Below are 21,540 nucleotides of genomic sequence, written 5' to 3' on the forward strand. Positions count from 1 at the left end.
CATGAATTAATAAATGAAATCGCCGCCGCTGGGCGAAGCTTCGCCCAAGGTACGCAATTCGCCTCAAAACAGGCTGGTTTACTGCCTGAATTAACAAATACCTAACTCTTTAACCGCAGTCAGGCCGCAGCGCGAAGCTGCCACTTTGTGCGCAAGCAGAGCAAGCAGGTGGTACCGCGCGGCGCGCCCGACGAATGCGCACGGCGCGCGCGCATGAATTCACGAAGTATAAGCTTCGCGCTACACCTACCGCCGGCCCCTAAAACTGCGGCGGCTGCAAGTGCTTGAAGTGCCCGTTCTGGCGCACGCGCTCCTTGAGGCGCTCGGTTTCGAGCACGGCGGGCAGCAGGCGCTCCAGATGCTCGCGCACCAGCTCCTGGCGCTCCTGCTCGGCGGTGGTGCCCAGCAGCTGGTACTCCTGCTCGGTGCTGAGGCCGATGTGGTGGGCTACGTCGAAAATCCGAAAATCAGGGTCCAGCTCCAGCAGCAGCTTGCGCAGGCCCAGCGCCTCGTAGAGCTGGCGTACCTGCCCGGCTATCTGGCCCCGCAGCGCCGGGTCGGGCTCGTCGTCCTGGGTCACGGCTTCTACCTGGCCGGCGGCGTAGAGCTTGCCAGGAGCCTGACGGTAGAATTTCTGCACCCGAAAAATGCCAACGGCCTGGGTCCGAATATCCATCTCGCCGCCGGCGTGAGTTTTCTCCACGCTCAGCAGGCGCATCTCGGTGCCCAGCTCCTGCACCGCGTCGTTGAGGTAGGGCGTAATGCCGAACGGGAGGTCGTCGGTGAAGCAGTCGCGCACGAGCTGGCGGTAGCGCGGCTCGAAGATGTGCAGATTGAGCTTCTCGCCCGGAAAGGCGACCAGATTGAGCGGGAACAAGGGAAGGAGACGCATACGCAGGCAAGAATACGCCGAGTAAGCTAAATGTTTTACGGCCCGGCCCGGTTAAACGCTTCACTTAAATTAGGCTTAAATTTGACGCAAACCGCCGGCCGGCGCGAACATTAACCCGGCCCCGGCGTTTCGAGGAGCAACATGAAACAGGTCTTTGCCTTTTTCTTAGCCTGCCTGATGCTGGTGGGCAGCCTCATTCCCCAAAACGATTTGGCGGAGTTGAGCAAGCTGCCCCAGTTGCTGGAGCACTACCGCTTTCACCACTCAGTGGCGGGCGGCGGCTTGTCGCTGGCCGAGTTTCTGGCCGAGCACTACGGCGCGGGCGAAAAGGCGCACTTTGGCTACACCTGCTCGGCGCAGCACCAGCAGGACCACCAGGGCTTGCCCCTGCACGGCCAGCACACCTGCGACGGCCACGTGGCTTTCCTGCTGCTGGCCCCTACCCCCCTGCGCTGGCGTCAGCTTCTGCCCGCGGCGGCCCCCACCTACCGGCCCGCTGCCCACCCGCGCTACCCCGCCGGGCAGGCCCCGGCCTTGCTCCAGCCGCCCCGAGCCTAAGCTCCGCGTCGCCCCTGGGAAGCGTGCGACTAATGAGCTGTTAGCCATTAGCTGCTAACTGTTAGCTTTCTTTCTGGTTCACAGCCGTTTAGCTACCAGGAGAATGCGTTCCCGGCGGGCCGCCTATATCGGTAAGGTTCCAAGCTATTGTTCTGGATTTGAGGTTGCTAGCCCCCGGCGCGCCCTGCGTTGGCGCGAGGGGGTAGGCGCACCACGTAGTGCCGGCCTCAGCCCCGCATCCCTTCGTTTTTATGTTGTCAAAAATCATTGCGGCCAGCGTCCGCAACAAGCTGCTGGTGGCGCTCATGCTGGTGGCGCTCATGGGCTGGGGCGGCTACTCGGCGGTCAATATCCCGCTCGATGCCATTCCGGACGTGACCAATAACCAGGTCCAGGTTATTACTCAAAGCGATAACCTGGCCGCCCAGGAAGTGGAGCAGCTCATTACGATTCCGCTGGAATTGCAGCTGCGCACGGTGCCCGGCGTCACGGAAATCCGCTCCATCTCGCGCTTCGGGCTATCGGTGATTACCATCGTTTTTCCCGACGACATGACCACCTACCAGACCCGCCAGCTGGTGTCGGAGAAGCTCAAGGCTGCCGGGGCCGACCTGGCCGCCGGTACCGGCGTGCCCGGCATGGCTCCCATCACCACCGGCCTGGGCGAGATTTACCAATACACCATTCGGGTGCTGCCCGGCTACGAAAAGCAGTTTTCCCTGGCCAAGCTGCGCGATGTGCAGGACTGGATAGTGAAGCGCCAGCTGGCCGGCGTGCAGGGCATCGTGGACGTGAGCAGCTTCGGCGGCTACCTGCGCCAGTACGAGGTGGCCGTGGACCCCGCCCGCCTCGCCGCCAACAACGTGACGATGGCCGAGCTGTACCAGGCCTTGCAGGACAACAATGCCAACACCGGCGGCGCGTACATCGAGCGCGGCCCCAACGCCTTCTTCATCCGGGGCGAGGGTAGGGTTAACTCCTTGGATGACCTGGGCGCGACCGTCATCAAGCAGGCTGCCAACGGCGTGCCGCTGCTGGTGCGCGACGTAGCCACCCCGCGCATGGGCCACGCCGTGCGCTACGGGGCCATGACCCGCAATGGCGAGGGCGAAACCGTGGGCGCGGTGGTGCTGATGCTGAAAGGTGCCAGCTCGGAGCAAACCATCAAAAACGTGAAGGCGCGGGTGGTCGAAATCCAGAAAACCCTCCCCAAAGGCTTGGTCATTACGCCGTTTCTGGACCGCACCAAGCTCATTGACAAGGCCATTGCCACCGTGGAGCACAACCTCATTGAGGGCGGCGTGATTGTGCTGGCGGTGCTGCTGCTGCTGCTCGGCAACTGGCGCGCCGCCGTGGTGGTGGCCCTCATGATTCCGTTCTGCATGCTCTTCGCGCTGGGGCTGATGAATATCTTCGGCGTGTCGGCTAACCTGATGAGCCTGGGGGCGTTGGACTTCGGGCTGATTGTGGACGGGGCCGTGATTATCGTGGAGGCCGTCATTTTTCACCTCGTGCACCAGCGCCGGCAGGCCGCCCACGAAACGATGGACGCCATGACCGAGAGCGCCGCCACGCGCCTCATGTCGTCGGCCTTGTTCGGGCAGCTTATTATCCTCATCGTCTATCTGCCCATTTTGTCGCTCACTGGCATCGAGGGCAAGATGTTCCGGCCAATGGCGCTCACGGTGAGCTTCGCCATTATCGGGGCTATGCTGCTGTGTCTCACCTACGTGCCGGCCGCCACGGCGTGGGCGCTGAAGCGCGATATCAAGGAGGAAGGCACTATCGCCTACCGCATTATGAAGTTTCTGCACCGCGGCTACGACCCCGTTATTCGCTGGGCGCTGGGGGCGCGGGCGTTGGTAGTGGGCGGCGCGGTGGCGCTGCTGGTGCTGGCCGGCTTTATCTTCTCGCGGATGGGCGGCGAGTTCATTCCGCAGCTCGATGAGGGCGATATTGCCCTGAACGTAACTCTGGCCCCCGGCTCATCGCTCAGCCAGACCATTGCCACCAACCTGCGCGTGCAGCAGATTTTGCGCAGCAAATTCCCGGAAATCGAGCAGATTGTGGGTAAGAGCGGCACGTCGGAGATTCCGACCGACCCGATGTCGCTGGAAGACAGCGACGAAATGGTCATTCTCAAGGACCGCAGCCAGTGGACGTCGGCCCACAACCGCGAGGAGCTGGCCGATAAGATGCAGGCCGCGCTGGCCGGTGTGCCCGGCGTGACCATGGAGTTTCAGCAGCCCATCCAGATGCGCTTCAACGAGCTGATTTCAGGTGTGAAGTCGGACGTGAGCATCAAGATTTTTGGCGACGACCTCGAAACCCTTTTCCAGAAAGCCAACGAGGCCGCCGACCTCATCCGGCCCTTGCAGGGGGTAGGGGATTTGAAGGTGGAGCAAATCGCGGCCCTGCCGCAGATGCGCGTGACCTACAACCGCCAGAAACTGGCGCAGTACGGCCTGAAAGTGAGCGACTTGAACATGATACTGCGCGCCTCTTTCGCTGGGGGCGTGGCCGGGCAGGTGTACGAGAATGAGCGCCGCTACGACCTGGTGCTGCGCCTCGACAGCGTGCACCGCGCGGGCCTCACCAACCTCCAGGACCTGTACGTGGACACGCCCGGCGGCCAGAAAATCCCGCTCGATGAGGTAGCCACAGTGGCCTACCGCAACGCGCCCATTCAAATTTCCCGGGATGATGCCCGCCGCCGCATCAACATCGGCATCAACGTGCGGGGGCGCGACGTGCAGAGCCTGGTACAGGAAATTCAGGGCAAGCTGAGCCAGGGCCTGAAGCTGCCGCCCGGCTACACCCTCACTTACGGCGGGCAGTTTGAGAACCTGAACCATGCCCTGAAACGCCTGAAAGTGGCCGTACCGGTGTCGCTGGTGCTCATTTTCATGCTGCTCTACCTCTCGTTCCGGTCGGTGAAGCAGGCGCTGCTCATTTTTACGGGCGTGCCGCTGGCTACCATCGGCGGCATCGTGGCGCTGTGGGCGCGCGGCATGCCGTTCAGCATTTCGGCGGGGGTAGGGTTTATTGCGCTCTTCGGGGTGGCGGTGTTGAACGGTATCGTGTTGCTGGCCAGCCTCAACGAGCTGGCCGCCACCGGCGTGCGCAAGGTGCGTGAGCGCGTGCTGCGCGCCACCGAGGAGCGGTTCCGGCCCGTTATTCTCACGGCCAGCGTGGCTTCGCTGGGCTTTTTGCCAATGGCCCTGAGCACCTCGGCCGGCGCGGAAGTCCAGAAGCCGCTGGCCACGGTGGTCATTGGCGGGCTGATTTCGGCCACCCTGCTCACGCTGCTGGTGCTGCCGGTGCTCTATTCCATCTTCACCAAAGACGACGAGTCCGACCCCGAAAAGCAGGCCGAAGCCGCCGAAAAAGCCAAGCACGCCGCCGAAATCAGCGGCAGCGGTCCCGCCCACCGGCCCGTGAACGGGCACGATGACAGCCCCGCCGCCGACCCAGCCATTCAGCCCGGTTTGGCGCTGGCTGGTCGGCCGGCGGGGGGTAGGGGCGGGGTGGCCCTGGCCCTGCTGCTGGCGCTGCTAGGCGCGGGGGGGGTAGGGACCCCGGCGCGGGCGCAAAGCACGCTGGCCTCCACGGCCGGGCAGGCGATGAATCTAAGCCAATCGCTGCAAGCGGCGGGCACCGGCAACCAGTCGCTGCAAACGGCCGGCCTGCAAGTGGCGCAACAGCGGGCGCTGGTAGGTATTGGCCGCGAGGCCCCGCGCACCATCATTGACTTTCAGCTGGGTCAGATTTCGAGCAATTACACCGACCATACCTTCAACGTTATTCAGCAAATGGCCTTTCCGGGCTACTACGGAGCGCAGCAGCGGCTATTGCAAGGCCAGAGCGCCACCGCCGAGCAGCAGGCCCGCATCAGCCGGCGCAGCCTGACGCAGGCCATCCGCGGCAGCTACTACGGCCTGCTGGTGACCTACCGCCGCCTGGGGTTGCTGCGCCGCCAAGACAGCCTGTACCGCCGCGCTGCCCACGCCGCCCTCATCCGCTATAAAGTGGGCGAAACCAACCGCCTGGAACAAGTGGCCGCCGAAGCCCGCGCCCGCGAGCTGGAAAACCGCCTGCTGACCGTGCTCACCGACCTCGACGTGCAGCGCATGCAGTTGGGCCAACTGCTGGGCAGCCCCGCGCCGGCCGCCATCGATACCACCGAGGTACTACTGGCTCCCCTCGCGCCCGCCGACACGGCCGCCCTCTCGCCCGAAAGCAACCCGACCCTGGGTCTGCTGCGCCAGCAAGTGGCCGTGAGCGAGCTGCAAACGAAAGTCGAGCGCCTGCGCCGCCTGCCCGACCTGCGCGCCGGCTACTTCCAGCAGAGCATTCACCCCGAGTTTAAGTCTTTGAACGTGGGGCAGTTAGGCGTGGCAGTGCCGCTGCTGGGCGGGGCCGGCCGGGCGCGGGTGGCCGCCGCTCGCCTCGGCGAGCAGGTGGCGCAGGGCCAGCTGCAATACGCGACCAGCCAGCTCGCTACCCAGCTGCGTACCCTGCGCCAGCAGCTGCGCCGGGCGGCGGCCTCACTGGCTTATTATCAACGCACGGCCCTGCCCCAGGCCCAGCTTATCCTGACCACGGCCGAAAAAAGCTTCCGCGCCGGCGACATCGACTACGTGACCTACGTGGTGAACACCGACCCGGCCTGGCAAATCCAGGCCAACTACCTCGACCAGGCTCAGCGCTATAATGACCTGGTAGTGAGCGTACAGGCACTCACGGGGGCGGATATTCCGTAGGGGCGGGGCTTGCCCCCGCCCGGCGCTGGGCGAGCCCCGGCCGCGCCTTATTTCTTCGCATTTGAAACCGTTCAACGACGGGCGGGGGCAAGCCCCGCACCCTACTTATGTCTTTTATCCCAAAACTATTCGTCCTGGCTACGGCCCTGGCGCTACTCACTGCCTGCGGCTCCAAAGGGGGCGAATCCAACCCCCAAAACATGGCCGACGACGGCAAGGACTGCGCGAAAACCGACAACGGCAAGGGCGGCAATAAAAAGCCTACCCCCCCCACTAACCCCAACCAGGTCGCCATCAATCCTGCGCAGGAGAAAGCGGCCGGCATTCAGCTTGGCACTTTCGAGCGGCAGAACATGAGTACCGAAGTGCAGGCTAACGGCTCGGTGGAGGTGCCGCCCGGCAATCGGGTGTCGCTCACCGCCATCATGGGCGGCTACGTGCAAACGGTGACCGTGCTGCCCGGCGAGCACGTGCGGACCGGCGAAACCGTGGCGACCCTGCGCTCGCCCGAGTACCTGACCTTGCAGCAAAACTACCTGCAGAGCAAGGCCAAAGTGGGCTTTCTGGCTGAAGATTTGGAGCGCCAGCGCATCCTCGACGTGGAGGACGTGGGCGCCAAGCGCAAGCTCCAAATGGCTCGCGCCGACTACGCCACCGAGCAGGCCGCGCTGCGCGCTACCGCCGCGCAGCTGCGGCTGCTGGGCATCTCGGTGGCCCACCTTGACGCTACCGGCCAGATTGTGAGCAGCGTGCCGCTCACCACGCCCATCGCGGGCTACGTGAAGGCTGTTAATATTAATCCTGGTCAGTATGTGGGGCCACAAGACGTACTAGTTGAGGTTCTTAATCACGACGACCTGCACCTGGAGTTGAAGGTCTTTGAGAAGGACGTGGCCCAAGTGCATCCCGGCCAGAAAATTCTGTTTCAAATAAAAGGCGCGGGCCGGCCCGACGAGGTGCTGACCGCCCGCGTGTTTCTGGTGGGCCAGGCCTTCGACGACAACGCCCGTACCGTGCGCGTGCACGCCCACCTGGAGCCCGAGCGTACCGATTTGCTGCCTGGTCAGTTCATCGCCGCCCGCATCCAGACCGCTGGCCAGCGCGTGCGCACCCTGCCCGAGGCCGCCCTCATCCAGGCCGGCGAGCTGAGCTACATCTTCCAGCGGGTGGGTAGCGACTCGGGCCGCGTCGTGTTTCGGCGTCTCAAGGTGCGCGCTGGCCAGCCCCAACACGGCGACGTGCCCATCACCGTGCTCGACCCGCTGCCCGATACCACCGGCCTCGTGCGCCAGGGTGCCTACTTCCTGAACGCCGAACTGACCAAAGGCGCGGGCGAAGACTAGGTTTTGGCTGCTGGCTATTTGTTAATGGCGAGGCTTTTAAGTGCCTTATTTGCGCTAACTCATAATTATTTTTCAGGAATAAAGAAATTTACACTTCATAAGTAATGAACCCTACCCCCCTTACTCCGGCCACCCCGGCCGAAGCTGAAGCGGAAGCCACCTTCGTGCTGCAAAAAGTGCAGCCCGCCCTGCTGGGCCTCATGGATGGCTCGGTTTCGACCCTGGCCCCGCTCTTCGCGGCGGCCGAGCTGACGCACTCGCCGCACGCGGCGTTTTTCGTGGGGCTGGCGGCCTCCTTGGGGGCCGGCATCAGCATGGGCCTAGCCGAGGCGCTCTCCGACGATGGCAGCGTGACCGGGCGCGGCAACCCCTGGACGCGGGGCCTCATCACCGGTGGGGCCACCACCCTGGGCGGGATGCTCCACACCCTGCCCTTTTTACTCGCCGACCTTACGCTGGCCCTGCACGTGGCCTACGTAGTGGTGGGCATCGAGCTGGTGCTCATCGCCTACATCCGCTACCGTTTCATGCGCGGCTCGCTGCTACCTACTGTTTTTCAAGTGATTGTGGGGGGCGGCATCGTGTTCGCCATTGGCTTGTGGCTGGGTAAAATCGGGGCGGCGGGGTAGCGCTTGATTACTAGTTGTTAAGCAGCGTGTTTGGGGGGTTGCTGAAAATAATTTTCTGCCCGGCGTGGGGGTAAGCGTGGAATTGGGAGTCTTGCTAGTAGGCCGGCTGCCGGAGGCTCGTCGGTTATATCCACTCCAATTTTCCCCGCCATGTACCTTGCCCGTTGCGCCGACTACCCATTCGCAGCTTTGGTCAGCTTATCGCCGGGGCTCCAGCGGCTGGCGGCCTACGCTGATGGGCAGTATTACCGGGCCGCCGGCCCAGGGCTGCCGGCCAGCCCGCTACCCGCGACCACGCGGGAACTCACCCGCGATTTAGCCGGCTGGAGCCTGCCCGGCGGGAAAGGAAGCGCTGGTAAGTCGGGGGGTAGTAGTTCCGAATTCACGCGGTCAGGTAGCCGCGCATAAATACCCGTGGTCGTTCTAAAGACTAAAGAGCCTCCGGCCCCGCTCCAAAAAGGAAAGGCGGCCGGGGTAGAGGCGAGCAGTAGAAAGACTACGGCTGCTTCTGCGCACCTGTTTAACAACGCTTTCGCAGCAGATGATAGGCTTGTCTGCTTAGGCGTAACTGCTTAGCTAATAAATTTTTATTTCGTCATCTTCCCACTTACTTCCTTTTTATGAAGCGTTTTTCTTCCCGTGGCGTTGCCCTGGCAGCCCTACCCCTGCTGAGCCTGGCGGCCAGTACCTTGCTCACCGGCTGCTTCGACAAAGAAGACAAGAAGAGCTGCACTCCCCAGGGCGGCACCTGCGCCACCGCCGCTACCGTTGTGGACCTGAGCAAGACCACCGGCTGCGGCCTGGTGCTGCACCTGGCCGATAGCTCCTACGTGGTACCCACCGGCACCACCTGGGCCAATTTTCACGCTACGGCCGGCGAAAAAGTGCTGGTAGGCTACGCCGGCGAGCGCGGGGGCCACGCCATTGGCAAGAAGTGCGGCGTGCGCGACAGCTGCTCGGCCGGCCCGCTCGTGGAGCTGGGCTGCATCAGCGTGAACCCCACTGCGACTACCACAACTACCGCTAAATAGCTAATTAGCCCCTTCCGCGATACCCAAAAAGCCCCCACCGGAACGCCGGCGGGGGCTTTTGTGTAAAATCCGGGGGTTAAAAAATCAGGTGACCAGTTTACTGCCCAAACTCCAGCACCCGAAACGTGCCGGGCATGATGCTGGGGCGCGGGCGCGGGTTCTCCGTGGTGGCGGCGGGGGTAGGGCCGTAGTCGGCGGTGCAGGTGAAGAGGTGGTGCGTGGTGGGGCTGATAGCCAGGGTGCGCGCCCCGCGCTGGGTGGGGATGGTGGCCACTACGGTGTACTTGGTAGGCGAGTCTTGGTGGATGACGGTGAGGGTGCCCGCCGCGCCGTTGGAGGTAATCACGTTGCCGGTGCTGGGGTCAAACGCGGCCCCGTCCACGCCCTGGCCAATGGGAAGTACGGCCACCTGCTTCCCGGTTTTGCTGTCGGTCACCACCAGCTTCTCGTTGTGGCAGGCGCTGAAAAGGCGGCCGGCCCGCGGGTCGAAGGCCAGGCCGGTGGGCTCCTCGCCGGGGGCCAGGGGGTAGCGATGCGTGACGGCCAGGCTTTTGGCATCAAACTCGACGACCTCGCTCTTATCCTCCACGTTGGCAAAAATGTGGCCCTTGCCGTCGGTGGCCGGGGCTTCGATGTCGCCGCCCAGCTCGGCGGCACCTTCCACGGCCCCCGTGGTGGCGTTGAGCACGGTGCTCTTGCCGCCCTTGTTGCTGAACAGAAATACGCGCTTCGAGAAGGCATCGTAGAGCAGCGCATCGGGCTTGGGGCCGGTCGGGATGGGCTCGCCGATGGGCTTCAGGGTTTTCAAATCAAACGCCACGCAGGTGTTGTCGCGGCCGCAGGTGATGTAGCCGCGCCCCGTGCCGGGTGCCGCCTCAATGCCGTGCACGCCCGGCGTGTTGGGGATGGTACCGATGACCTGGCGAGTCTGCAAGTCTACCACGTCCACCTGGGTGCCGTGCGAGAGGTAGAGGCGCTCGCCGGACGGGTCCACGCTGAGGTAGTCCCAGCCACCCTCGCCGCCAATGGTGATGGTGTGCAGCAGGTGGTAGGGCGCGGCGGCCGGGGCGGTTTGGGCCGAGGCCGCGCCGCTCAGCAGTAGGGCGGCGGCAAAGGGTAGTTTTCTCATGGCAGCGAGTTAGTTGAAAGCGAATGCCGCAAGGTGCGCCCCAATTCTGGGGCGAAGCTGTAGCGGAGATTAACGTCGGATGAAGGCAAACAGCAAAAGAGCCCGCGCCGGCCAGGCCCTGGGCTAAGCTTGTCGCCCCGCGCTCACAACTCACGCAGCCCGCCGCTTTTATCTGCAGCCGGTTCAAGTCAGAATACGTGCGTTGGATAGATTATGACTTACGCGAAAGAAAAGACGTTTGTCCAAGTCCTATTAAAAACAGCTAAAAAACTGGCCAGGCCAACGGCTAAAACCGCAGCCCTACCTGCACCCCCGGCCAGAGGCGAGTGTTGGCCCGGTTCCCGTCCGTATCGAGCCAGTTCCACTGGCCTTGCCCCAGGGCGTGGCGCGAACTAAAGCCGGCCCGGCCGGGGCTGGAGTCAGGGTCGGGGGCGGTGGCCAGGTTGAGGGTAGGGCCGCCTACGAGCTGCCAGCGGCCCTCGCGCTTGAGCTGCCAGGCCAGCGCGGGCCGCAGCTGCGTGAGGTGGCCCCGCGGGCCGTCGTCGCGGTCGCCCCCGGCTATCACCCAGTGCAGCACATCGAGGCTGAGCGTGAAGCGGCCTTTGGGCTGGCCCACCGTGCCCAGGCCGCCGCCCCAGGCCCAGCCGCCGCGCGAGTCGAAGGGCCCGGCCGCGATGCCCAGCACCAGGTACAGGCGCGGCCAGCCTAGCTTGCCAGCCACGGTGAGGGGTAGGGTTTCAGCAGCCCAAGCTTCGCCGTGCAGGTAGAGCGGCCGGCGCGGGGTCTGCCCTAGCTTCGGCGCGGCGGAGTCGGCCCGCGGCCTGCTCGCGGGGCGAACCTTCAGCAAGTCAGAGCTGGGCAAAATGCCGCCCGCTGGCGTACTTATTGGCGCGGGAAAAACCGGCCGTAAAGCCAGGATTGCCAAGGATTCGCGCCCCGCCGCCGAGCGGCTTTCGGCCTGGTAAGCTAGGCGTGCGGCAGCGGTAACGGCCCGCCCCGCCCTGGCCATCGCCTCCGACCTGCTGGCGAGGGGTAGGGCGCGGCCCGTTGCCCGGCTAGCTGCCGCCCGCCGTCGGGCGCTGGGTAAATCAAGCAGGGAGGTGGTCACTCTATTGGGTGAGCCTGCCCATCGCCCGGCGGCGGACGGGGGGTAGGCCGAGGTAAATACGGTTGAGCGGCTTTGCCCGACTACGGCGGGCGGCCCGGCCGATGGCGCGGGCCGGACTGCCCACCGTAATTGAGCCGGCGAGGATGCGTCAACCGGCCGCTGGCCGGCGGGTGGGTCAACTGGCCCGGCGGTTGGGCGCAAGGCTGAGGCCGCCGGGCCAGCTACCCGGCTCCCGACCGCTGCTATGCCCGGCGGGGCGGCGGCCGGCGCGGGCCATAATACGAGCTGGCCACCTACTATTCCGTAGGTGAGGTGCCCGGCCGCTAGCACCTCGCGCAGTACCTCGCCGGCTGGCCGCGGGGGGCCGGGCAACAGAGAATACGGCTGGCCCAGCGGCACCAGCGAGCTGCTGTAGCTGAAAGTTAGCCCACTCTGACGCGATAAATCAGCCAATACAGCTCCTAAAGAATGGTGGCCGGGGGCCAGCCGCACGCGCCGCCGGAGCGCCGCCGGCCCGGGGGCCTGCCCCCAGGCCAAGCTCAGGGGCAGCACCAGGACTAGCAGCAGTGCCAGCCCACATCGGGCAACCGGCCCCCTCACGGCCGAGAGGAGCCGCGCGCCGGCTCCGCCGCGGAGGGTGAAAGCGCGGCCGGCGCGCAGCCCGGCCCTTGCAGCTGGTAGCCACCGTGGCCGTCGGGGGTAAGGCGGCTGGCGGTGGCGGCCGCCAGCACCGCCAGCACCTGCGCCGGCTGCGGGCGCACGAAAGTGCCCGTGAAGCGGCATTGCCCCAGGGCGGGGCTACCCAGTGCCACGGTGGTGCCAAACGTGGCCTGCAGCGCCCGCGTCACCTGCGCCACTGGGGTATCGGCAAAGCGTAGGGTATCCGTCTGCCAGGCCCGGAAGTTGGTGTTGGCCAGGGGCGAGCGGCGCAGGGCGGTGGCTACCCGGCCGGGCGCGTCGGCGGCTCGCAGCGTGGCGCGGGTGCCAGCCACCAGCAGCACGCTGTCGGCAGCGGCGGGGTGCAGCAGCCACACCCGGCCCCTAGTCACGCTCACTTCTACTGAGTCTTCGGCGGCGAAGGCCCGCACGTTGAAGGCCGTGCCCGTGACCCGCACCCGCGCCGCGGCCGTGCTCACCACAAAGGGTTGGGCCTGGTTGGGAGTAACCTCGAAGTAAGCTTCACCCGTGAGAGCTGCGGCGCGGGTGCCGGCGGCCGCGCCGCCGGTATAGCGCAGCCGCGAGTGCGCGTTGAGCCACACCAGGCTGCCATCGGGCAGGTGCACCAGGTGGCGGCTCAGCCCGCTGGCATAGGTAGTGGTGAGCGTAAGAGGTTTAACTAAAAAATGCGCTGTTAGCGCGTAGGCCGTGCCCAGCAGTAGCGCCAGCCCGGCCGCCAGCTGCCAGCGCGCCGCTGGCCAGGCCCGCCGCCCCGGCCAAAGCGGGCGCACCACCGGCACGGGCGCTTTGGCCGGGGCGGCAGTCGGAACCTGTAGTAGCGGCCGGAAGCGCTGCCAGGCGGCTTCCACGTCGGCTGGCGAAAACAGCACGGGGCCGGCCGTGGCCTCCCCGGCCCGCTCCCAGGCGCGGGTCACGGTGGTCAGGATTTGCAGGTGCGCCGGGTCGGCCCGCACCCAGGCGCGTAGTTCGGCCCGCTCGGCGGCGGTGGCTTCGGCCGCCAGGTGGCGGGCCAGCAGCGCCCAGGGCGCATCGGGCGGGTCGGCGGCGTAGCGGGGCGTCATGGCAGGGTAGGAGCGGGGCGGGCGGCGGCCTCCAGGGGTAGATACGCGCCGGGCGCGCTACCCCCACGCGGCCCCGCAAAATAAGCTGGCCACCGGGCTGGCACCGGGGGCGGGAGCGCGCATACTCCCGCTGCCGACGGGTGGCTGACCAGCACGTACACCAGCAGCCCGTACAGGTTTTTGAGAACGCCGGCCAGCTCCCGGCGCAAAATCCGCAGGGCCTTACCCAGTTGATTCTCGACGGTTTTGGGCGCAATTTCCAGCGCCTCTGCGATTTGCTGGTAGCTCAGCTCCTCGTAGCGGCTTAGCTCAAACACGATGCGGCACTGCGGTGGTAGCCGGGCCAGGGCGGCGGCTACGGCCGCGCTGGTTTCGGCGGCGTGCAGGTCGGCCAGCGCATCGGGGGCCACCGGGGCGGCGGCGGGCGGGGCCTCGTCCCAGGCCACCTGCCGCCGGGCGCGCTGCTGGTAGCGCAGGGCGGCATTCAGGGCCATGCGCGTGAGATAGGCGCGGTGCGAGCCAATGGCCGGCAGCGTGGCCAGCCCCTGCCACACCCGCAGAAACACGTCCTGCAAAATATCTTCCACCGCCGCCCGGTCGGGCACTACCCGATATACGAGACTGCCCAGCGGCGCATAAAACGCCTTGAATAACTGCTCCAGAAAAACCGCCGGGTCGGCCTGGCGCAGCCGCGTCAGGTGCTCGTCGAGGGTTTTATCATCGGGCTTTGCCATACATCAGTGCTCACAAAGAGGCTACCGCCCCGTGAAACGGTCCCGCAACGAAGCTATTGCGGCTCCTTACCGCGACCAAAGGCCGCCAGGTTACCGGTTGCCACGACCTACTCGCGGCGCAACCAGTGGCTAAAGTAGCTCTCAGAATGGCTTCGGAATAGCTGCCTCCACGCGCTTGGGCCGCGCCGGCCACCGAGACTGGGCGCGCCGGATAAAATAAGCGCCGGGGCGCGTGGGGGTAGCTGCCCCTTGGGGTATCTTATCTGAGCGGGCTACCCCCGCCCGGCGGGCAGCCATTTAGCCAAATGATAATAAAATAGTTGATTGTCAATAACTTAATATTTTTTCTGCTATAAGGGCCGGTAACCGCACCAGGCGGCCGCGGCTTGGTTGGCAGGTTTCAAGAAGCTTAATAGAAGGTTGTCTTAAGACTTGCTTAAAGCTTGCCTGGCCAACCAACAAACAGTCCCGCCCGCCGTTGGGTCAGCAAAGCTGGTCAATAGCTTCCATCCCGCTACCCCATCACGCGGGTAGCTGTTCGAGTAAATCCTTCCCTTCGTTTTTTTTCGCCGTGCGTATTTTTCTGTTAAGTAGCTTGGCTGCGAGTCTGCTCGCCGCGCCCGCCCTGGCCCAAACCACGGCTCCTACCTGGTACTCGTCACTGCCCGCCGCGCTGGCGCAGGCCAAGGCCAGCCAGCGGCCGGTGCTGGCCGTGTTTTCGGGCTCCGACTGGTGCAAGCCCTGCATGATGCTCAAGCAGGAAGTATTCGACCAGCCCGAGTTTGCCGGCTTCGCCCAGGATAAGTTCGTGCTGGCTCGCTTCGACTTCCCGCGCACCAAGAAGAACCGCCTGCCCGACGCCCAAACTAAGCTCAACGAAGAGGCAGCAGCCAAACTCAACCAGGAAGGCTCGTTTCCGGCCGTGGTGCTGCTCTCGCCCGAAGGCCAGATTCTGGCCCGCACCGGCTACCGCCCCGGCGGGGCCGCCGCCTACGATACGTACCTGGAGCGTTTGCTCGCTAAGAAATAGTACTCATGCCTGGTCCGTGGACGTTGCTGCGTAGAAGGGGGGTAGGGCTGCTAGCGGCGGCCCTGCTGCTGGTGAGCGGGCTGGCGGCCCAGCCGCTGGCTCCGCCCCGTGCCCGTGCCTACACCCGCGAGGCCCACCTGATGGGCTCGCACTTCACCTTCACGGCCGTGTCGGCCAACGATTCGCTGGCCTGGCGCGCCCTGCGCGCGGGCCTGCGCGAAACCCAGCGCATCGACCACCTCTTCTCATACTGGGATTCCACGTCGCAGGTGGTCAAAATCAATCGCCTGGCGGGCATCCGGCCGGTCGTGGTAGACCAGGAGGTGTACGACCTCATCGAGCGCACGCTCAAAATATCGCGGCTCAGCGGCGGCGCGTTCGACATCACTTTCGCCAGCGGCGACAAGATTTATCAGTTTGACAGAACCGAGCACGCCCGCCTGCCCGACTCGGCCACGGTGCGCGCGTCGGTGCGGCGCATCGGCTGGCAAAAGGTGCGGCTGGACCCAGCCACGCACGCCGTTTTTCTGCCCGAAAAGGGGATGCGCATCAACCTGGCCGGTATTCTGCAAGGCTACGGCGTGCGCCGGGCGGAAGAAATCATGAAAAAAATGGGCATCGCGGGCGGACTCATTAATGGCTCGGGCGACGTGTACTGCTGGGGCAAGCAGCCCGACGGTTCCGGCTGGCGCATCGCCATCGGCGACCCGGCCCGGCCGCACTCCGTGTCGTCGTGGCTCACGGTCAGCGACTTGGCCGTGGTCACGGCCGGCAACTACGAGCAGTACTTCACGGTGGGCGGCCGCTACTACGGCCACATCATTAACCCGCACACCGGCTACCCGGCCACGGGCCTGCGCTCAGTCACCATCATTTGCCCCGACGTGGAGCTGGCCGATGCCCTCGATGATGCCGTGTTCGTGCTCGGCCCCGTGGCGGGCCTGGCTTTGATAAACCGCCTCAAAGGCGTGGACGCCACCGTAATAACCGACGCGGGCCAGACCCTGGTTTCGCGCGGCATGAAGCTCAACGCCTACCACAGCGCCGACGCTGCGCCGACTCCTACCCCCCTTACTACCGCCAACCCCCAGCCGAAGCCATGAGCCCTACCCCCCGTTTTCGCCCGGTACTGCTGGGCCTGCTGCTGGCCGGCAGCCTGGCGCTGCCCGCCTGCGTGTCGGTTAAAGCCTACCAGAAACAATACCTCAACGATGAGGATATGAAGCTGGCTTCCAAGAAGGTAGAAAGCCCGGAAGTCAACTTCGAGAGCTACCGCGAAGGGGCCGGCGGGGCCAACGGCGGCAAAGTAGGCGGTGGCTGCGGCTGCAATTGAATTATCAGTGAACGTCATACTGACGAAGGAAGCAGCTCTACTGCGTGAGTAAACCCAACGCTTGCAGGTAGTTACGCGGTAGAGCTGCTTCCTTCGTCAGTATGACATTCCTTCCTAATCCTTCTCGCTTGGTATCAGTGAAAAACCTCTTCTTAATTGGGCTGGCCCTGGCGGCTCCGCTCGCCGCCTTGGCCCAGGGCACGCCCACGCCCAACCGCATTGACCACTACGGGGTAACCAGTACCAACCTGACCCCGCCCGCGCCCAGCCGCAGCGGCGAAACGGAGGTGGACATCCTGGGCAGCTACTACCAGCAGAACGGCAACCACTCAGCCGTGGAGGGCGGCATTGGCACCCAGCAGCTAACCGACGTGTCGCCGGCCATTCTGCTCAACGTGCCCCTCGATTCGGTGACGCGCCTTACGGCTAATCTGGGGGTGGATTTCTACGCCTCGGCCTCTACCGACCGCATCGACCAGGTGCTGTCGTCGCCTTCGGCCAATGCCCAGCGCGAGCACGCCGACTTCGGCCTTACCCGGCAGCTGGCCGATAAGCTCACCCAGGTAGGGGTAGGGGCGGGCGTGTCGGTGGAGTATGATTACCTGTCGTTCAACCTGGCGGGCTCCTGGACGCGCACCTCGCGCGACGGCAACCGCGAGCTGAGCGTGGCCGGCCAGGTGTTTCTGGACCGGGTAACGCTCATTCGGCCCGCCGAGCTGCGTACCGGCCCCAACCAGCGCCGAGGCTCGGGCTTCGATAACCGCCAGAGCTACAACGTGTCAGTGGTGTATTCGCAGGTGCTTACCAAGCGGCTGCAAGTGGCCATCAGCGCCGAGCCAGTGGTGCAGCACGGGCTGCTGAGCACGCCGTTTCAGCGGGTGTACTTCTTCGACTACGCCCCCGATGGCCTCGCGCCCGGCCAGCTGGGCACCGCTAAAACGGAGGTGCTGCCGCGCCAGCGCGTGAAGTATCCCGTGGGCCTGCGCCTCACCTACTACGCCACCGACCTGGTGCAGCTGCGCGGCTACTACCGCTTTTACAACGACAATTTTGGCGTGCAGGCCCACACCTTCGAGCTGGAAGCGCCGGTGAAGGTCACACCCTTTTTCACGCTCTACCCCTTCTACCGCTACCATACCCAGACGGCCGCCGACTACTTCGCGCCCTACCTGGCCCACTCCGTGGCCGACCAGTACTACACGTCGGACTACGACCTGGCGGCTTTTTCGGCCCAAAAGGTGGGCCTGGGCTTTCGCTACGCCCCGCTCTACGGCCTGAGCCGCTTCAAGACCCCGTTTGGTGGCCGGGTGGCCAAGTTTAAGTCCCTGGACGTGCGCTACGGCTACTACCGCCAAACTACCGGCCTCACCGCCAATGTCATTAGCTTCGATATGGCGTTCGTGATGCCGTAAGCTTCTTTCTTTGCGCCTATGAATCCACTTGCTGCCGCCCCAACCGAAAAGCACCTGACCAGCTCGGCCATGCTGCAAGATATTGTAATTGGGCTTTCCGATGGCTTGACGGTCCCTTTTGCCCTGGCCGCCGGGCTAAGCGGGGCCGTGCAGTCATCGGGCCTGGTTATCACGGCGGGGCTGGCCGAAATCGTGGCCGGCTCCATCGCAATGGGCTTGGGCGGCTACCTGGCCGGCCGCACCGAGGTGGAGCACTACGGGGCCGAGCTAGCCCGCGAGCACGAGGAAGTGCGCACCGTGCCCGCCGTAGAGCGCCGCGAGGTGCAGGAGCTGTTCGTAGCGATGGGCCTCTCCGAACCCACCGCCGCCCTGGCCACTAATGAGCTGGTGCAGGACCCCACGCAGTGGGTCAAGTTTATGATGAAGTACGAGTTGGGCCTCGAAGAGCCCGACCCGCGGCAGGCCTTCAAGAGCGCCTTCACCATTGCCGGGGCCTACGCCGTGGGCGGCCTCATTCCGCTTAGCGCTTATTTCCTGACCGCCACCCCCCACGCGGGGCTGCTGTGGTCGGGCCTCATCACGCTGGTGTGCCTGCTAGTATTTGGCTATTTTAAGAGCCGGATGACGGGCCAGGCCCCAGTAACGGGAGCCCTCAAGATGGCGGCCATCGGGGCTACGGCGGCGGCGGCGGCCTTCTACGTGGCACGGTTGGTGCAGGGCCACGGGTAGCAGAATAGACGCAACTAGGGAAGGACAAAGGTATAATTCAAAAATTATTCAAAGCTCAAAAAATATATGATTTTTGATTATATTTATTATAGAATTGCCAGGTTTTACCATAAGTGGGATGGTAACCGTGCGACCACTGCAGTGAGCGCAGTTTCTTTATTAGAAACACTATACATTGGATTTTTATTAATGGGAGGTTTAAGATTTTTCATAAATATATTATATTTAAGGCCTTATACAAAAATGTTTAGTATGGTAGGGATGTCAATTTTTTTTATGTATTTTAATATATAACATTATAAAATATAAAAGTGTTTATGAAATTTTTGATGCTAAATGGCAGCATGAATCTGCTTTTCTGCGATTCAGCAAAGGAGTAGGCATTGGTATATTTAGATTTTTGCCAGTTATAGGTTTTATTTTCCTTGGAGGCAGATAACCCTCGAACATTTAAACCTGCGGCAAACGAACTGGTTGCCAGCTACAAACCGCCCGGTCAGCGCTTTTCTTTGGCCAAGCTTCATCTGAAACCCTGGGCTGGCGGGCTACCTTCGCCGTGGGCTTGCTGCCGCGCTCGGGTACTGCCCGCTACCGGCAGCGCGCCCTACCCTGGGTTTCAGGGGCAAAGCCGGCCGCGACGCGGGCTGGTGCGGGCAAGCGGGCTGGTGGAGCCAGCCACTGCCCGACGAGGCCGGTTTTCAGAACTGCCCCCGTAGCGTGCTTTCGTATGGCCGATTCTAAGCTTACTACCCGCTACGAGCAGGCCCTGGCCTGGCTCGACCACTACCTGATTCGGCCGCTCTACACGGCGCGGGTGCGGCGGCTCATCCTGCAAAGCTTTCCCTTCTGGATTGCCTCGCTGCTGACCGGCCTGATGGCCGTGGGCTACGAGCGGGTGTTCGTCTGGGCCGAGCAGGTGAGCTTTACCTGGCTCGGTAAGGTGCCGCTTATGGCATTTGGGCTCACGCCGGTGGCCTTTCTTAGCTCGTGGGCGCTGGTCTACTACCTGGCCCCGGCCGCCAGGGGCAGCGGCATTCCGCAGGTGATGGCCGGCATCGACCTCTCCAACCCCAGCCAGTACCGCCACACCGAATACCTGCTGAGCCTGCGCGTGGCCGCCGTGAAAATACTAAGCAGCGTGGTGCTGCTGCTGGGCGGCGGCATCATTGGCCGCGAGGGGCCTACCATCCAGGTGTCGGCGGCCATCTTCCGGGCTATCAATCGCTTGCAGCCCAAGGGCTGGCCCCAGCTCTCGCGCCAGATTGCCCTCGTCACGGGCGGGGCGGCCGGCCTGGCGGCGGCCTTCAACACCCCGCTCGGCGGCATCGTGTTCGTGGTGGAAGAGCTGACCCAGATTCACTTGTCGCGCTTTCGCATGGCCGTGTTCGCGGCCGTTATCATCGCCGGGCTCACGGCCCAGCAGTTTCTGGGCCCCTACCTCTACCTGGGCTACCCGAAGGTGACCTCGCCGGGCGGCTGGTACCAGGTGCTGGCAATGGGCTGCGCAATGGCTTGCGGCCTGGCCGGGGCGTTCTTCGCCAAGGCGCTGCTGGCCATTGGGCAATACCGCAAGCGCTTTACCACCCTGCGGGCGCAGGTGGGCTGGGTAATGGGCTGCGGCCTCGTGCTAGCCGTGCTGGCGTATTTCGTCGGAATTGATGGGGTAGGCACCGGCAAGCCGATTATCAACCGCCTGCTGTTTCAGAACAGCGGTACCACGCCTTTTTACTTATTTCCGGTGCGCTTCCTGGGCATGGTGCTCAGCTACAGCGGCGGCGGGGCCGGGGGGGTGTTTGCTACCTCGCTGAGCGCGGGCGCGCTGCTCGGCGATGGCCTGGCCCGCCTGGCCGGCGTGCCGGTGATGGACCGCAACCTGCTGATACTGGTGAGCATGGTGGGATTCCTGACCGGCGTGGTGCGCTCGCCCTTCACGGCGGCCATCCTGGTGCTGGAAATGACGGACCGCCATTCGGCCATCTTTCAACTGCTGCTGGGCGCGCTGCTGGCCCAGGGGATTGCGGCGCTCGTAGACCCGCACTCGCTCTACGAGCACCTCAAGCACGGCTTCATCCGCGAGTCGCTGGCCCAGGAGCTAAGCCCCCACGCCGCCGCCCTACCCCCCGAAGATGATGACGAGCGCGACCACGAGCAAGAAAACGTGAAGCCTATGAAGCCGCAGCCAGCCGACTAGGGAGTAGCGCGAACTTTCCAGTTCGTGCGCGAGCGCCAGCGAGCAGACGGGACTGCCCGGCGCGAACGACGCTGCTCGCTGGCGCTCGCGCACGAACTGGAAAGTTCGCGCTACGGCCCGCAAAAAGCCGCCCCGGCCGCCCTTGCTAAGAGGCAGCCGGGGCGGCTTTTTCACCAGCGGGCTATCCGCTTACTTCTTCAGCTGCTGGAGCACTTCCTCGGCGGCAAGCTCCGACGAGGCGGGGTTTTGGCCCGTGATGAGGTTGCCGGCCGTCACCACGTAGGGCTGCCAGTCGGCCTTTTTGGAGTAAGTGCCGCCGTTTTCCTTCAGCATGTCCTCTACCAAAAAGGGCACTACCTTGGTGAGGTGCACGGCCTCTTCCTCGGTGTTGGTGAAGCCCGTTACGGCCTTGCCTTTCACCAGCGGCTCGCCGTTGGCGGCCTTCACGTGGCGCAGCACGCCGGGCGCGTGGCACACCACGGCCACCGGCTTGCCAGCGGCGTAGGCCTTTTCAAGGAGGGCGATGGAGTGCTTATCCTCGGCCAAATCCCAGAGCGGGCCGTGGCCGCCGGGGTAAAAAATGGCGTCGAAATCGGCGGCCTTAATGGTGTCGAGCTTCACGGTGTGGGCCAGGGCCTGCTGGGCTGCGGGGTCTTGCTTGAAGCGCTTGGTGGCGTCGGTCTGGGTATCGGGTGTGTCGCTAGCGGGGTCGAGCGGGGGCTGGCCGCCCAGCGGCGAAGCCAGGGTAAGGGTCGCACCGGCATCCTTAAAAACGTAATAAGGAGCAGCAAATTCTTCCAGCCAAAAGCCGGTTTTGTGACCCGTGTTGCCGAGTTGGTCGTGCGAAGTCAAAATGAGGGCAATTTTCATAATCTTGCGAAATAAATGGGTTAAAAAAGACGGGTTGCCGCGAATGCGG

19 protein-coding genes are annotated in these 21,540 nt (G+C 64.2%); 12 read left to right on the plus strand and 7 right to left on the minus strand.

Annotated elements, in window-relative coordinates; translation table 11 throughout:
- Positions 1-259: 259 nt before the first annotated feature.
- Positions 260-892 carry an LON peptidase substrate-binding domain-containing protein gene (locus tag LC531_RS06190; protein WP_223649442.1) on the minus strand — a complete coding sequence of 211 codons (633 nt, stop codon included), beginning with the start codon at positions 890-892 and terminating at the stop codon, positions 260-262.
- 141 nt (positions 893-1,033) lie between these two features.
- Here LC531_RS06190 and LC531_RS06195 point away from each other — a divergent pair, with 141 nt between their 5' ends.
- From LC531_RS06195 to LC531_RS06220, 6 genes are all read left to right on the plus strand, one after another.
- Positions 1,034-1,450: a hypothetical protein gene (locus tag LC531_RS06195; RefSeq protein WP_223649443.1), complete on the plus strand. Its 417-nt coding sequence runs from the start codon at positions 1,034-1,036 to the stop codon at positions 1,448-1,450.
- 251 nt (positions 1,451-1,701) lie between these two features.
- On the plus strand, positions 1,702-6,213 hold the full coding sequence (locus LC531_RS06200) for a CusA/CzcA family heavy metal efflux RND transporter (protein WP_223649444.1): 4,512 nt from the start codon (positions 1,702-1,704) through the stop codon (positions 6,211-6,213).
- 107 nt (positions 6,214-6,320) lie between these two features.
- The gene (locus tag LC531_RS06205; protein ID WP_223649445.1) at positions 6,321-7,556 is read left to right on the plus strand and encodes an efflux RND transporter periplasmic adaptor subunit; all 1,236 of its coding nucleotides are present in this window, start codon (positions 6,321-6,323) and stop codon (positions 7,554-7,556) included.
- Positions 7,557-7,660: 104 nt separating this feature from the next.
- Positions 7,661-8,185 carry a VIT1/CCC1 transporter family protein gene (locus LC531_RS06210; protein WP_269808155.1) on the plus strand — a complete coding sequence of 175 codons (525 nt, stop codon included), beginning with the start codon at positions 7,661-7,663 and terminating at the stop codon, positions 8,183-8,185.
- Between the two features lie 150 nt (positions 8,186-8,335).
- On the plus strand, positions 8,336-8,593 hold the full coding sequence (locus LC531_RS06215; protein ID WP_223649446.1) for a hypothetical protein: 258 nt from the start codon (positions 8,336-8,338) through the stop codon (positions 8,591-8,593).
- 212 nt (positions 8,594-8,805) lie between these two features.
- Positions 8,806-9,216 carry a hypothetical protein gene (locus LC531_RS06220; protein WP_223649447.1) on the plus strand — a complete coding sequence of 137 codons (411 nt, stop codon included), beginning with the start codon at positions 8,806-8,808 and terminating at the stop codon, positions 9,214-9,216.
- Positions 9,217-9,313: 97 nt separating this feature from the next.
- Here the strand turns inward: LC531_RS06220 and LC531_RS06225 are convergent, their stop codons facing one another.
- From LC531_RS06225 to LC531_RS06245, 5 genes are all read right to left on the minus strand, one after another.
- On the minus strand, positions 9,314-10,345 hold the full coding sequence (locus tag LC531_RS06225) for a YncE family protein (RefSeq protein WP_223649448.1): 1,032 nt from the start codon (positions 10,343-10,345) through the stop codon (positions 9,314-9,316).
- A 286-nt stretch (positions 10,346-10,631) separates the two neighbouring features.
- Positions 10,632-12,053, minus strand: a complete 1,422-nt coding sequence (locus LC531_RS06230; protein ID WP_223649449.1) for a hypothetical protein — start codon at positions 12,051-12,053, stop codon at positions 10,632-10,634.
- Positions 12,050-13,192: a FecR family protein gene (locus LC531_RS06235; RefSeq protein WP_223649450.1), complete on the minus strand. Its 1,143-nt coding sequence runs from the start codon at positions 13,190-13,192 to the stop codon at positions 12,050-12,052. Before LC531_RS06235 ends, LC531_RS06230 begins: the two co-directional genes overlap by 4 nt.
- Positions 13,189-13,926 carry an RNA polymerase sigma factor gene (locus LC531_RS06240; RefSeq protein WP_223649451.1) on the minus strand — a complete coding sequence of 246 codons (738 nt, stop codon included), beginning with the start codon at positions 13,924-13,926 and terminating at the stop codon, positions 13,189-13,191. The genes LC531_RS06235 and LC531_RS06240 overlap by 4 nt, the downstream gene beginning before the upstream one ends.
- Positions 13,927-14,067: 141 nt before the next feature.
- On the minus strand, positions 14,068-14,223 hold the full coding sequence (locus LC531_RS06245; protein WP_223649452.1) for a hypothetical protein: 156 nt from the start codon (positions 14,221-14,223) through the stop codon (positions 14,068-14,070).
- Between the two features lie 274 nt (positions 14,224-14,497).
- On the opposite strand from LC531_RS06245, the gene LC531_RS06250 reads away from it, so the two are divergent.
- The 6 genes from LC531_RS06250 to LC531_RS06275 all read left to right on the plus strand — a co-directional run bounded on the left by LC531_RS06250 (position 14,498) and on the right by LC531_RS06275 (position 20,621).
- Positions 14,498-14,956 carry a thioredoxin family protein gene (locus tag LC531_RS06250; RefSeq protein ID WP_223649453.1) on the plus strand — a complete coding sequence of 153 codons (459 nt, stop codon included), beginning with the start codon at positions 14,498-14,500 and terminating at the stop codon, positions 14,954-14,956.
- Positions 14,957-14,961: 5 nt separating this feature from the next.
- Positions 14,962-16,059, plus strand: coding sequence for an FAD:protein FMN transferase (locus LC531_RS06255; protein WP_223649454.1), 1,098 nt, complete (start codon positions 14,962-14,964; stop codon positions 16,057-16,059).
- Positions 16,056-16,289: a DUF4266 domain-containing protein gene (locus LC531_RS06260; RefSeq protein WP_223649455.1), complete on the plus strand. Its 234-nt coding sequence runs from the start codon at positions 16,056-16,058 to the stop codon at positions 16,287-16,289. The genes LC531_RS06255 and LC531_RS06260 overlap by 4 nt, the downstream gene beginning before the upstream one ends.
- Before the next feature lie 137 nt (positions 16,290-16,426).
- The gene (locus tag LC531_RS06265) at positions 16,427-17,701 is read left to right on the plus strand and encodes a DUF3570 domain-containing protein (protein ID WP_223649456.1); all 1,275 of its coding nucleotides are present in this window, start codon (positions 16,427-16,429) and stop codon (positions 17,699-17,701) included.
- Positions 17,702-17,719: 18 nt separating this feature from the next.
- Positions 17,720-18,430 (plus strand): VIT1/CCC1 transporter family protein, encoded by a 711-nt coding sequence (locus LC531_RS06270; RefSeq protein WP_223649457.1) that lies wholly within the window; start codon positions 17,720-17,722, stop codon positions 18,428-18,430.
- A gap of 727 nt (positions 18,431-19,157) precedes the next feature.
- Positions 19,158-20,621: a chloride channel protein gene (locus LC531_RS06275; RefSeq protein WP_223649458.1), complete on the plus strand. Its 1,464-nt coding sequence runs from the start codon at positions 19,158-19,160 to the stop codon at positions 20,619-20,621.
- Positions 20,622-20,810: 189 nt separating this feature from the next.
- Here LC531_RS06275 and LC531_RS06280 read toward each other — a convergent pair whose 3' ends face one another.
- Positions 20,811-21,491 carry a type 1 glutamine amidotransferase domain-containing protein gene (locus LC531_RS06280; protein WP_223649459.1) on the minus strand — a complete coding sequence of 227 codons (681 nt, stop codon included), beginning with the start codon at positions 21,489-21,491 and terminating at the stop codon, positions 20,811-20,813.
- Between the last annotated feature and the right edge of the window lie 49 nt (positions 21,492-21,540).

Source organism: Hymenobacter psoromatis (assembly GCF_020012125.1).
In the GTDB taxonomy this organism is placed as follows: Bacteria; Bacteroidota; Bacteroidia; order Cytophagales; family Hymenobacteraceae; genus Hymenobacter; species Hymenobacter psoromatis.